The sequence below is a fragment of the Pseudomonas sp. R2-7-07 genome (genome assembly GCF_003852355.1).
Taxonomy (GTDB): domain Bacteria; phylum Pseudomonadota; class Gammaproteobacteria; order Pseudomonadales; family Pseudomonadaceae; genus Aquipseudomonas.
Genome location: NZ_CP027759.1, coordinates 5,348,115 through 5,360,582, shown reverse-complemented (window position 1 = coordinate 5,360,582; position 12,468 = coordinate 5,348,115). Strand labels below are relative to the sequence as shown.

Sequence of the window (12,468 nt, the reverse complement as noted above, 5' to 3'; positions counted from 1 at the left end):
TCTTGGCAAGGCTGAAGGTAAGATAGGTGCTTATCGAGACCTTTTGCCGCATCGAAGGTTTCCAGGCACTTATAGAGAGGAGTCATTGCAATGGCCCGTATAACCGTTGAGCGTGAGCATTCCCTGGGTAAAGAAGGCGCCCGGGCCAAGGCCGACCTGCTGGCGCAGAAACTCAAGGATAAATATGGCCTGGAGTCGTCATGGTCTGGCGATACCTTGAACCTCAAGCGGTCAGGCGTTAAAGGCACCGTTCTGGTCGCCGATGATTCATTGCGTATCGAGGTGGAACTGGGCCTGTTGATGTCGGCCATGAGCGGTACCCTCAAATCCGAAATCGAAAAAGCCGTGGATAAGGCATTGGCCTGATGTGATGACGCTTAGGGTGCCGATTCTAATTTTTCACCTTACTTTGTGCCCAAGCCCTCAACTCCTGCGGGCGGTTCCTCCACCCAATTTTGCGTGAGGTGCACCATGGCCAAAGTTATTTTGAAGAAAAAAATCGACAGTCAGACCACTGCCCTGAGTGAGGTCAAAGGCTATGCCCGCAAGATCTGGCTGGCGGGTCTTGGTGCCTACGCCAAGGTCGGCAGCGAGGGTGGCGAATACTTCAAAGAGCTCGTTAAGAGCGGTCAACATGTTGAAAGTAAAAGCAAAAAAGTTGTGGTTGAACAACTTGATGCCGCCAACAGTCAGATTGACCAAGTAACGAGTAACGTCTCCAGCATCAGCCGCCGGGTTGAAGTGCAACTGGATAAAGTTGAAAAAGCTTTTGACACACGTGTTGCAAGTGCCTTGAATCGAATCGGCATTGCGTCTAAACATGACGTGGAGACACTCTCTGCTAAGCTCGAAGAGCTGACGGCATTGCTCGAACGTGTCGCGCGTAAACACTAAGGAGACATCGGGATGGCTGTTAAAAAAACTACTCAGAAAGAAAGCAGCTCGTGGGTCGGGGAAGTTGAAAAATATTCCCGAAAGATCTGGCTTGCTGGTTTAGGCGTGTACTCGAAGGTTAGCAGTGACGGTGGCAAATACTTCGAGACGCTGGTCAAGGACGGTGAAAAAGCCGAGAAGTTGACCAAGAGCACCGTTGGCAAAAAAGTTGATGCGGCCAAGGCCAGCGCAGGTTCTGCCAAGTCGAGCATTTCCGACACTTGGAGCAAGTTGGAAGAAACCTTCGACAAGCGTCTCAACAGTGCTATTTCGCGACTGGGCGTGCCGAGCAAAGCTGAACTGAAAACGCTGCACAGCAAGGTCGACACCCTGACCAAGCAAATCGAAAAACTCACCGGCGCGAAAGCGACTCCCGTGAAGGCGGCTGCTGCAAACCCTGTAGCCAAGCCTGCCGCTAAAACCGCTGCGGCCAAACCCGCTGCGAAAGCCGCTGCCAAGCCCTTGGTTAAAGCTGCCGCCAAACCTGCGGTGAAGGCTCCAGCCAAAGCGGCTGCAAAATCGGCCGCCAAGCCTGCGGCGAAAACTGCAGCTGCCAAGCCGGCCGCCAAGTCTGCTGCAAAACCCGTAGCCGCCAAAGCTGCCGCTAAACCCGCAGCCAAGGCCGTCGCGAAACCTGCCGCTAAGCCTGCAACTGCAAAAGCCGCAGCCAAACCTGCCGCCGCGAAGCCTGCGGCAAAATCCGCTGCTAAGAAGCCAGCGGTAGCGAAAAAACCAGCGGTAGCCAAGCCTGCTGCTGCGGCAACCGCTTCCACAGCCAACTCAGTGTCCGCACCGACCCCCGCTGCTGTGGCCCCGACTGCTACGTCGACGCCGACGCCATCCAGTCAGTCCTGAGTTTTTCCAGGACACAAAAAATGCCCGGCCTGCAGAGGTCGGGCATTTTTTATGGCGCTGTATTTAAAAGATCATTTCCACGCTCCCGCGTGGGAACGATCTGTTCAGTCAGTGTTATCCAGGTATTTGAGCGCAAACCGCTCGGTCGCCTGCCGCGCCGTCGGCAGCAGATGCGGGGCCACCAGCATCATGATCTGGTAAATCACCACCTGCACCTCGCCATCACGGTCGAGAATCCGTTGGTAATCCAGGGAAAACAGCAGCGTCATGGTGATCTGTTCCACCAATTGGCCGAGCGCCTGTGTATCGCTGACCAGTTGCCCCGCCGCCTTCAACCGTGCCAGCAAAGAGGCCAGGGTGCGCTTGAGCGCCGTGAGCAGGCTACGAATGCCTTTCGCCAGCTTCGGCAAACGCCCGGCCAGGTTCGACAGGTCCTGGAACAGGAACCGGTAGTGGGCCATGCGCTCCACGATCAGGTGCAGGAACAGCCAGTAATCCTCGGGCTCCAGTTGCGCGTCGGCGGGCGGATCGAGCAAGGGCGCCAGCTCAGCCTGAAAGCGCTCGAACAACCCAAGCACCAAAGGCTCTTTGCCGTGGAAGTGGTAATAGAGGTTGCCGGGGCTGATCCCCATTTCGTTGGCCACTTCCATGGTCGACACGTTCGGCTCGCCCTTGCGATTGAACAGTAGCAGGGCACACTCAAGGATACGGTCGCGGGTCTTCATCCAGCCTTCTTAAGTGGGATCGTTGAACTCAGCGCACGCGCACGTAGGTGCCTGGCGCCGCTTCCATCGGTGGGTAATTCTGGTTGCCCAGAGCAGTGAGGGTTTCGCGTTGCACGCCCGAACGTTGCTGGACCCACGCCAGCCACTGCGGCCACCAACTGCCTTCGACGTGATGGGCGTCGTAGTACCAGGCGCGCGGGTCGCTGCTCAGCTTGGGGTTCTCGACGTAATTGGCCTTGGGGTTGCCGGGCGGGTTGAGGATGCTCTGGATATGCCCGCTGTTGGACAGCACGAAACGCCGCTCACCGCCCAGCAGTTGGGTGGAGCGATACACGGCGTCCCATGGCGTGATGTGATCGTTGATGCCGGCCACGCTGAAGCTGTCTACCGTGACCTTGCGCAGGTCGACGGGGGTACCGCACACCTCCAGGCCCCCTGGATGGCTCAGCGGGTTGTGCTTGAAGAAATCCAGCAGGTCGCCATGCAACGCGGCGGGCAGGCGCGTGTTGTCGTTGTTCCAGTACAGGATGTCGAAGGCCGGCGGTTCCTTGCCCAGCAAGTAGTTGTTGACCCAATAGTTCCAGATCAGGTCATTGGGGCGCATCCAGGCGAACACCTTGGCCATGTCGCGGCCGTCCAGCACGCCTTTCTGGTAGGAGCGACGCTTGGCGGCTTCAAGGGTTTGCTCATCGGCGAACAACACGGCCGGGCTGTCGATCTGGCTGTCGAGCAAGCTCACCAGATAACTGGCGCTGGCGACGCGCCGCAGCTGGCGCTTGGCTTGCAGGTGGCCTTGCAGCGCCGCAATGGTCAGGCCACCCGCGCAGGCGCCCATCAGGTTGACCTCGCGCGCGCCGGTGATCGCGCGGCAGACGTTGAGCGCTTCCTCCAGCGCGGCCACGTAGGTGGACAGGCCCCACTCGCGATGGCGCACATCCGGGTTGCGCCAACTGACCATGAAGGTCTGCAGGCCGTTTTTCAGGGCGTATTGCACGAAGCTGTTGGCCGGGCTGAGGTCGAAGATGTAGTACTTGTTGATTTGCGGCGGCACCACGAGCAAGGGCTTGGCGTATTGTTTTTCGCTCATGGGCTTGTACTGGATCAGCTCCAGCAGTTCGTTGCGAAACACCACTGAGCCCGGGGTGGTGGCAACGGTCTTGCCCACTTCGAAGGCATGCTTGCTGACCTGGCGCGGCAGGCCGTTGTTGTGCAGCAGGTCTTCGAACAAGTGACTCACGCCGCGCACCACACTGTTGCCGCCGGAATTGAGCAGCTCCTTGATCGCCAGCGGGTTGAGCAGGGTGTTGGACGGGGAGACGGCATCGTTGAGCAGAGTGAAGGCGAAATGTGCGCGAATGCGGTCATCCGCGCTGAGGGCGCTGTCATCAATCCAGTTGCGCGTCTGCTTTTGCCAGCTCAAGTAGGCCTGCAGGCTGCGCCGGTACAGGGGGTTGAGCTTCCAGGTGGGGTCGCTGAAGCGGTTGTCGTTGGGGTTGGGTTCATGCACGGTTTCACCCAGCAACACCCGGCCCAGTTGGCCGCCCAGGGCCAGGGCGTGGCGTGCGGTGTGCATCGGGTTGCGCATGCCATGTGCCGCGACGGTGCGCAGGGTCGACAGCAGATCCTGGCCGCGCAAACCGGTGATCGCATTTTGCGCGTTGATGAACGCAGCAGGGGTGGGCGCCGGGTTCGTCACGGGTCTTTCTCGCATGAGCCAACACTCCTTCGTCAAGCCATCAAAAGGCACGCCAATTCAGAACCATAGTCGGTTCCTGGCAAGTTGCGCGGTGGTGCGATCCTTCACACCGCCGGGCGCGGATGTATCACGGCGCGCAGGCGCTCCTCCTCGAGAAACTTCATGATGATCGGCGCCACGGCTTCCGCCCGGGTGATCAGGAATAAATGGCCGTCATCGATGATGTGCAACTGCGCATTGGGGATGCGCCAGGCGAGCAGGCGCATGTTGATCAGCGGGATCAGCGGGTCGTCGTCCCCGGCCAATACCAGGGTGGGCTGACGGATCTTGTGCAACCAGTGAATGCTGGTCCAGCCCAGCCCCGCGAACAGTTGCCAGTAGTAGCCCAGCTTGCCGGCCGAGCGCACTTTGCTGGCATGTTCGGCGGCCAGCTTGGCATCGCGGCGAAACGAGCCGCCATAAATCATCGGCGCAATACGCACCACGTGGGACGGTTGGATATAACGCCTGGGGCTCGCCATCAGCCACAGCACTTTCGGCTTGCCCGGCACCATCACCGCACCCGCCGCCGTGGCCGCCAGGATCAGTTTTTTGCACCGTTCCGGGTAGTCATAGGCAAACTGCTGCGCCAGTGCTCCGCCCCACGACACGCCCACCGCGTTCACCTGGCCATAGTCCAGGTAATCGAGCATGCGCGCCGTGAGCTTGGCCAGGCCGGGGAAGCGATAGGGCCGGTTGGGCGTGGAGGAACCGCCCACGCCCGGCACGTCGAAGGCGATCACCTCCAGGTCCGGGTCCAGGGCCTGCACGAACGGAAACACCAACTCCAGGTTGGCGCCGATGCCGTTGAAGATCAGCAGCGGCGTCAAGTGCGGCTTGCCCGGTCGTACCGCCGTGCGGATGGCTTGGCCATCCAGGTCGATAGTGCGGAAGATGAACGGTTGCGGCATGCTCAAGCCCTGTGAAGTATTACAGGAGAAATGGGGGCAAAATGTGGGAGGGGGCTTGCTCCCGATGGCGGTGTGTCGGTCAGCACACCTGACACTGATCCATCTCTATCGGGAGCAAGCCCCCTCCCACATTTAGATCTCATTCCAATCTACCGCTCATGTACATAGGTGCCTGGCGCCGCTTCGGCGGCAGCATAGGTCTTACTGCCTAGTGTCGTAGGAGCTTTTTTCAACTTACCCGCCCGCTCCGCCTGCCACACCTGCCAGTGCAGCCACCACGAATCAGTATGCTTGGTCGCGTTTTCCTGCCACTCCAGCGCAGTGCCCCCCAACCCCTCGCTGGTCTGGTAGCGCGACTTGGGATTGCCCGGAGGGTTGAGGATGCTCTGGATATGCCCGCTGCTGGACAGCACGAACTCCACTTTGCCGCCAAACAATTGCGCCGACTTGTAGCAGGATTGCCACGGCGTGATGTGGTCATTGGTGCCGGCCAGTGAATAGATATCGGCCGTGACTTGCTTGAGGTCGATGGGCGTACCGCACACTTCCAGGGCGTTGGCGCGCACCAGCGGGTTGTTCTTGAACAGCTCGATCAGGTCGCCATGGAAGGCGGCCGGCAGGCGCGTGGTGTCATTATTCCAGAACAGAATGTCGAACACCGGCGGCTCGTTGCCGAGCAGGTAATTGTTGACCCAGTAATTCCAGATCAAGTCGTTGGGCCGCATCCACGCGAATACCTTGGCCATGTCGCGGCCTTCAAGCACGCCGGCCTGATAGGAATGGCGCTTTGCCGCTTCCAGCGTCTGTTCATCGACGAACAGCGCCACCTGGGTGTCCAGCGTGGTGTCCAGCACACTCACCAGCAGGGTCAGGGCGTTGACCTTCTTCTCGCCCAGCGCCGCGTAGTGGCCCAGCAGCGCAGTGCAGGTGATGCCGCCGGAGCAGGCGCCCAGCATATTCACGTCCTTGCTGCCGGTAATCGCCCTGATCACATCGACCGCTTCCTTGAGCGCCTCGATATAGGTCGACAAGCCCCACTCGCGCTGGGCCTTGGTGGGGTTGCGCCAACTGACGATAAAGGTCTGCTGCCCATTGCGCAGGCAGAAACGCGCCAGGCTCTTCTCCGGGCTCAGGTCGAATACATAGAATTTGTTGATCTGCGGCGGCACCACCAGCAGCGGGCGTTCGTGCACCTGCTCGGTGGTCGGCTTGTACTGGATCAGCTCCAGCACATCATTGCGAAATACCACGGCGCCGTCGGTGATGGCGAGGGTCTTGCCCACTTCGAAGGCGCCCATGTTGACCTGGCTCGGCATGCCGCCGTTGTGCACCATGTCTTTTGCCAGGTGGGACAGGCCGTCGAGCAGGCTTTTGCCACCGGTTTCAAAGAAGCGTTTAACCGCCGCCGGGTTGGCTGCGCTGTTGGTGGGGGCCATGGCTTCGGTCATCAGGTTGATCACGAAGTGGCCACGGCTGATGTCCTGTTCCGACAGATTGCTGTCGCCGATCCAGTCGTGCAGTTCCTTGCGCCACGCCAGGTAAGTCTGCAGGTAGCGCTTGTAGAGCGGGTTCTGGCTCCAGGCCGGGTCGTGGAAGCGGCGGTCGTCGCTTTCCGGCACCAGCGCCGATTTGCCGAACATCACGTTCTTGAGCTCCACCCCAAAATGGGCGACGTGTTTGACGCTGTGTAACGGTTGCTTGATGGCTTGGGTCAGCACCATCTTCGCCGAGGCCAATAGATCCTTTTTGCGTAACGCGATGATCGGGTTCAACCCCAGGGTGTTTTCCGAGGCCTGGCGTTTCAAGTCATCGTTATTCTTGTTACTCATCTACGACGCTCCATTGTCCGAAAGACGAGTACCGGCGATTGCTGCGCACCCATTTCGATACACGACACCAGCCTGGTACTGCGACTCGGGTGACCGTTGATACCGCATCGTCAAATGCAGGGAACTTGCCAGTTCCATTGGTTACCCGAGTTTAATTTTTTTCGCAAGCAGGCCAATCGTTGGCCACCAGACAGGGCATTCAAGCAGATGAAATTAGAAAATGCCCTCTAAAGAGCAAGAAGCCTGGGCTAGAGCATCAGGCGCACGACCGACTGACTCGGGTCGCGGGTTTTTCCGGCAGCTTTCAGTTCGGCCAGGTAATCCGCCCACAGCGCGTCCTGACGCACGGCCAGTTGATACAGGTAGTCCCAGGTGAACAGCCCGCTGTCATGGCCGTCGTCGAAGGTCAATTTCAGTGCGTACTGGCCGGCCGGTTCCAGCTTGATCAACTTAACGTTGAGCTTGCCAAATTGCAGGATGGGTTTGCCGTGGCCCTGGACCTCGGCGGAGGGTGAGTGCACGCGCAGGAATTCGGCGGGCAACTGGTAAACCTCGTCGGGGCCGTAGGTGAGGCCGAGGGTGTTGGAGGTTTTGTGCAGGTTTACAGCAGTAGGAAACTTGGCCATATGAGGTACTCCTGAATAAACCGGCTTAACAATGTGGGAGGGGGCTTGCTCCCGATAGCGGTGGATCAGTCAGCTTATCTGTAGCTGACCCACTGCAATCGGGGGCAAGCCCCCTCCCACATTTGAAGCAAAGCAGTTCTGTGTGAGGCTTACAGGATATACCGCGACAAGTCTTCGTTCTGCGCCAATTCACCCAGGTGGCTGTTGACGTAATCCGCGTCGATCTTGATCGCCACGCCATTCTGCAAACCAGCCATGTCGCCAGCGCTGAACGACACTTCTTCAAGCAGGCGCTCAAGCAGCGTGTGCAGACGCCGCGCACCGATATTCTCGGTCTTCTCGTTGACCTGCCAGGCAATCTCCGCCAGGCGCTTGATACCGTCTGCCTGGAATTCGATCCCCAGACCCTCGGTTTTCAGCAGCTCACGATACTGCTCGGTCAACGACGCATGCGGCTCGCTGAGGATGCGCTCGAAGTCGCCCGGAGTGAGCGCCTTGAGTTCCACGCGGATCGGCAGGCGACCTTGCAGCTCCGGCACCAGGTCGCTTGGCTTGCTCAGGTGGAAAGCACCGGAGGCGATAAACAGGATGTGGTCGGTCTTGACCATGCCCAGCTTGGTGTTCACCGTGCAGCCCTCGATCAGCGGCAGCAGGTCGCGCTGTACGCCTTCGCGAGATACATCGACACCACCGGAGTTGCCGCGCTTGGCGACTTTGTCGATCTCATCGATAAACACAATGCCGTGTTGCTCGACCGCTTCCAGGGCCTTGGCCTTGAGTTCTTCCTCATTCACCAGGCGCCCGGCTTCTTCGTCGCGCACCAGTTTCAGCGCCTCCTTCACCTTGAGCTTGCGGCTTTTCTTCTTGCCCTTGCCCATATTGGCGAACAGGTTCTGCAACTGGCTGGTCATTTCTTCCATGCCAGGTGGCGCGGAGATATCGACGCCGGACACCTCGGCCACTTCAATCTCGATTTCCTTGTCGTCCAGCTGGCCTTCACGCAGGCGCTTGCGAAACAGCTGACGGGTGTTGGAGTCCGACGATGGCGCGGCGTCTTCGTTGAAACCCATGCGTGCCGGTGGCAGCAAGGCATCGAGGATACGTTCTTCGGCGGCGTCTTCGGCGCGGTGGCTGACCTTGGTCACCTCCTGCTCGCGCAGCATTTTCAACGCGGCGTCGGCCAGGTCGCGAATGATCGACTCGACGTCGCGGCCCACATAGCCCACTTCGGTGAACTTGGTGGCTTCGACCTTGATGAACGGTGCATTGGCCAACTTGGCCAGACGCCGGGCGATCTCGGTTTTACCAACACCGGTCGGGCCGATCATCAGGATGTTCTTTGGCGTTACTTCAACGCGCAACTCTTCGGGCAGTTGCATCCGGCGCCAGCGGTTACGCAGCGCAATGGCAACGGCGCGCTTGGCATCGTCCTGGCCGATGATATGGCGATTGAGTTCATGGACGATTTCGCGGGGAGTCATGGACATAGTGTTTGGCGGCCTCAAGCGGGAATAAGCCTACGGCTTACTCGGCGAGGTCCTGCTCCTCAATGGTCTGGTTGTGGTTGGTGAACACGCAGATATCGCCGGCGATACCCAGCGCGGTCTCGACGATTTCACGCGCCGACAGATCGGTTTTCTTCAACAGCGCGCTGGCCGCAGCTTGTGCATAGCCGCCGCCCGAACCCATGGCGATCAGGCCATGTTCAGGTTCAACCACATCGCCGTTGCCGGTGATGATCAAGGACGCGTCTTTGTTGGCGACCGCCAGCATGGCTTCAAGACGGCTGAGGGAGCGGTCGGTGCGCCATTCCTTGGCGAGTTCGACGGCGGCACGCACCAGGTGGCCCTGGTGCTTTTCAAGCTGGCCTTCGAAACGCTCGAACAGGGTGAAGGCGTCGGCGGTCGCGCCTGCGAACCCGGCGAGCACCTGGCCGTGGTACAGGCGACGCACTTTCTTGGCGTTGCCTTTCATCACGGTATTACCCAGGGAAACCTGGCCGTCGCCGCCCATGACGACTTTGCCGTGGCGACGTACTGAAACGATGGTGGTCAAGGGGAGAGTCTCCACGCAGCGGGGCGAAAATGCCCTGATGGAAACTGATATGGGGGTGGTCGGGATGATTTCAACCTTGGGAGGTCGGGACGGACGAATGGTGTCTATGTGTCTGACATAGGTTCCAGAACACCCCAAAACCAATGTGGGAGGGGGCTTGCTCCCGATAGCGGTGTGTCAGCCAATGAATCTGGTGACTGATACCGCCATCGGGAGCAAGCCCCCTCCCACATTTTGATTGTTGTTGAGCTAGAGTCAGCGGCTCTGGCGCTGTTGTAACAACAGGTTGCTAAACCCTGCTCCGGCCAATTGCTTCTGCGCCACGGTCAACTGCTCGCGGTTGCTGAACGGGCCTACCAGCACGCGATACCAGGTCGCGTCCTTCACCGTGCCGGATTCCACCGTCACCGCTTGACCCAACAGAATGATCTGCGCCCGCACACGATCGGCATCCGCCTGTTTCGGGAACGAGCCCGCTTGCAGGAAGAACTTGGTCACCGGCGCCGCCTTGGTCTCTGCCACTGGAGGTGCCGGCGGCGGGGTGATCCCGGCCAGCGCGGCCTGCGCGCGCGCCGTGTCGATTTTCGCCGCTTCCGCAGGCGTCACCGGCGTGGTCGGCACTTGCGGCGTCGGCAGGGTTTTCTCCGGCACGGCGTCGGGCGGCACGATCACTTCCGATTCCGGCAGCAGTGTGTAGAAATCGTACTTGGGCTTCACCGGCGCCGTCGGGCTTGGTGCGGTCTTGTTGGCCTCGGCGATCTTCGTGGCTTTCTGCTGCTCCTGTTTGACGCGCTTGACGTCATCGCCCTGGCCGGGCTCCAGCTTCATCAGAAATACCACGAATGCGCCGACCGTGAGGCCGATGGCCATCCACAGCCAACCCGGAATCGGCTGCTTGGCCGGGGCCTGATAGCGGCTGGCGCCGCGCTTGGGTGCAGGTTTTTTCTTGGCGGCCAACTTACATGCGCTCCAGAGTTTCCAGGCCCAACAGCTCCAGGCCTTGCTTGAGGGTCCGTCCAGCCAGTGCGGCGAGGCGCAGGCGACTGTGCTTCTGGGCTTCATCGTCGGCGCTGAGGATCGGGCAGTTCTCGTAGAAGCTGGAGAACAGGCCGGCCACTTCGTACAGGTAGGTGCAGAGGATATGCGGGGTGCCTTTCTCGCCGACGCTGTTGAGCACTTCGCCGAACTGCGCGAGCTTGGCGGCCAGTTCCTGCTCCTGGGGCGCGTCCAGCACGATCTGGCCTTCGACTTCGCTGAAGTCCTTGCCCAGTTTGCGGAACACACCGGCCACGCGGGTGTAGGCGTACAGCAGGTATGGTGCGGTGTTGCCTTCGAAGTTGAGCATCAGGTCGAAGTTGAAGCTGTAGTCGCTGGTGCGATGCTTGGACAGGTCGGCGTATTTCACCGCGCCGATGCCTACCACGCGGGCGATGTTGCGCAGGTCGGCCTCGGCCAGCTCAGGGTTCTTTTCCTTCACCAGGCTGTAGGCGCGTTCCTGGGCTTCGGTCAGCAGGTCGATCAGCTTCACGGTGCCGCCGTCACGGGTCTTGAACGGGCGGCCATCGGCACCGTTCATAGTGCCGAAGCCCATGTGTTCCATGTGCATCGGGTGGGTGACGAAGCCGGCGCGGCGCGCCACTTCGAACACCTGCTGGAAATGCAGGGCCTGGCGCTGGTCGACGAAATACAGCGCGCGGTCGGCCTTGAGCACGCCGCTGCGGTAGCGCACGGCGGCCAGGTCGGTGGTGGCGTAGAGATAGCCGCCATCGGCCTTGACGATGATCACCGGCAGCGGTTCGCCGTCGGCGGTCTTGAATTCTTCAAGGAACACGCACTGCGCGCCGTTGCTCTCGACCAGCAGGCCTGCGGCCTTGAGGTCGTTGACCACGTTGATCAGGTCATCGTTGTAGGCGCTTTCGCCCATCACGTCGGCCATGGTCAGCTTGACGTTGAGCAGTTCGTAGATTTCCTGGCAGTGGGACAGCGAGATATCGCGGAAACGACCCCACAGTTCCAGGCATTCCTTGTCGCCCGCTTGCAGCTTGACCACCAGGCTGCGCGCGCGGTCGGCGAACTCTGCGGATTCGTCGAAGCGCTTCTTGGCGGCGCGGTAGAAGTTTTCCAGGTCGGCCAGTTCGTTGCTGGTGATCGGGTTTTCCTGCAGGTACGCCATCAGCATGCCGAACTGGGTGCCCCAGTCGCCCACGTGATTCTGGCGGATCACGGTGTCGCCGAGAAATTCCAGTACCCGCGCCACGCCGTCGCCAATGATGGTCGAGCGCAGGTGGCCAACGTGCATTTCCTTGGCCAGGTTCGGTGCCGACAGGTCGATGACCACGCGCTGGCTGGCGCCGGCTTTGCGTGCGCCGATGCTGGCATCGGCCAGGGCGGCATCCAGGCGCGACGCCAGGGCCTGGGTGTTCTGGAAGAAGTTGATAAAGCCTGGGCCGGCGATTTCGGCCTTGGTGACACTGGCGTCGGCCGGCAGCGCCGCGATGATTTTTTCCGCCAGGTCGCGGGGTTTCATGCCCGCGGGTTTGGACAGCATCATCGCGATGTTGCTGGCGAAGTCGCCGTGGGTCTTGTCGCGAGTGTTCTCCACTTGGATCGCCGGCGACAGGCCTTCAGGCAACACACCTTCGTTGACGAGTTGGGTGAGGGCTTGCTGGATCAGCTGGCGAATGGTGTCTTTCATGGTGTTCTCTTTCGACCGCAAGCGGCGGCGCGCGATGCGCAGGTGGAAAAACTGGGCATTATCCGTGGCGAGGGCGGGCTTGCCAACCGTTCCAGACCTGTGGA

Annotated in this window: 12 protein-coding genes; 3 read left to right on the top strand and 9 right to left on the bottom strand. The window is 60.2% G+C overall.

What is annotated here, in order from left to right:
* Positions 1-90 precede the first annotated feature (90 nt).
* From C4J86_RS24655 to C4J86_RS24645, 3 genes are all read left to right on the top strand, one after another.
* Complete coding sequence (locus tag C4J86_RS24655) at positions 91-366, top strand: polyhydroxyalkanoic acid system family protein (protein WP_124372127.1); 276 nt, start codon at positions 91-93, stop codon at positions 364-366.
* A gap of 105 nt (positions 367-471) precedes the next feature.
* Positions 472-894 carry a phasin family protein gene (locus tag C4J86_RS24650; protein WP_124372126.1) on the top strand — a complete coding sequence of 141 codons (423 nt, stop codon included), beginning with the start codon at positions 472-474 and terminating at the stop codon, positions 892-894.
* Positions 895-906: 12 nt separating this feature from the next.
* Complete coding sequence (locus tag C4J86_RS24645) at positions 907-1,788, top strand: phasin family protein (protein WP_124372125.1); 882 nt, start codon at positions 907-909, stop codon at positions 1,786-1,788.
* A 104-nt stretch (positions 1,789-1,892) separates the two neighbouring features.
* Here the strand turns inward: C4J86_RS24645 and C4J86_RS24640 are convergent, their stop codons facing one another.
* The 9 genes from C4J86_RS24640 to argS form a co-directional block, all read right to left on the bottom strand.
* Positions 1,893-2,513, bottom strand: coding sequence for a TetR/AcrR family transcriptional regulator (locus C4J86_RS24640; protein ID WP_124372124.1), 621 nt, complete (start codon positions 2,511-2,513; stop codon positions 1,893-1,895).
* A gap of 28 nt (positions 2,514-2,541) precedes the next feature.
* Complete coding sequence (gene phaC / locus C4J86_RS24635) at positions 2,542-4,224, bottom strand: class II poly(R)-hydroxyalkanoic acid synthase (RefSeq protein ID WP_124372123.1); 1,683 nt, start codon at positions 4,222-4,224, stop codon at positions 2,542-2,544.
* Positions 4,225-4,313: 89 nt separating this feature from the next.
* On the bottom strand, positions 4,314-5,159 hold the full coding sequence (gene phaZ / locus C4J86_RS24630) for a poly(3-hydroxyalkanoate) depolymerase (RefSeq protein WP_124368646.1): 846 nt from the start codon (positions 5,157-5,159) through the stop codon (positions 4,314-4,316).
* Positions 5,160-5,308: 149 nt separating this feature from the next.
* The gene (phaC, locus tag C4J86_RS24625; protein ID WP_124372122.1) at positions 5,309-6,988 is read right to left on the bottom strand and encodes a class II poly(R)-hydroxyalkanoic acid synthase; all 1,680 of its coding nucleotides are present in this window, start codon (positions 6,986-6,988) and stop codon (positions 5,309-5,311) included.
* 248 nt (positions 6,989-7,236) lie between these two features.
* A complete protein-coding gene (locus C4J86_RS24620) occupies positions 7,237-7,614 on the bottom strand; it encodes a gamma-butyrobetaine hydroxylase-like domain-containing protein (protein WP_124368644.1) in 378 nt (125 codons plus the stop codon).
* A 149-nt stretch (positions 7,615-7,763) separates the two neighbouring features.
* A complete protein-coding gene (gene hslU / locus C4J86_RS24615; RefSeq protein WP_124364746.1) occupies positions 7,764-9,101 on the bottom strand; it encodes an ATP-dependent protease ATPase subunit HslU in 1,338 nt (445 codons plus the stop codon).
* 37 nt (positions 9,102-9,138) lie between these two features.
* Complete coding sequence (gene hslV / locus C4J86_RS24610; protein ID WP_003171209.1) at positions 9,139-9,669, bottom strand: ATP-dependent protease subunit HslV; 531 nt, start codon at positions 9,667-9,669, stop codon at positions 9,139-9,141.
* A 255-nt stretch (positions 9,670-9,924) separates the two neighbouring features.
* Positions 9,925-10,626, bottom strand: coding sequence for an SPOR domain-containing protein (locus tag C4J86_RS24605; RefSeq protein ID WP_124368642.1), 702 nt, complete (start codon positions 10,624-10,626; stop codon positions 9,925-9,927).
* A gap of 1 nt (position 10,627) precedes the next feature.
* Positions 10,628-12,364 carry an arginine--tRNA ligase gene (gene argS / locus C4J86_RS24600; RefSeq protein WP_124372121.1) on the bottom strand — a complete coding sequence of 579 codons (1,737 nt, stop codon included), beginning with the start codon at positions 12,362-12,364 and terminating at the stop codon, positions 10,628-10,630.
* Between the last annotated feature and the right edge of the window lie 104 nt (positions 12,365-12,468).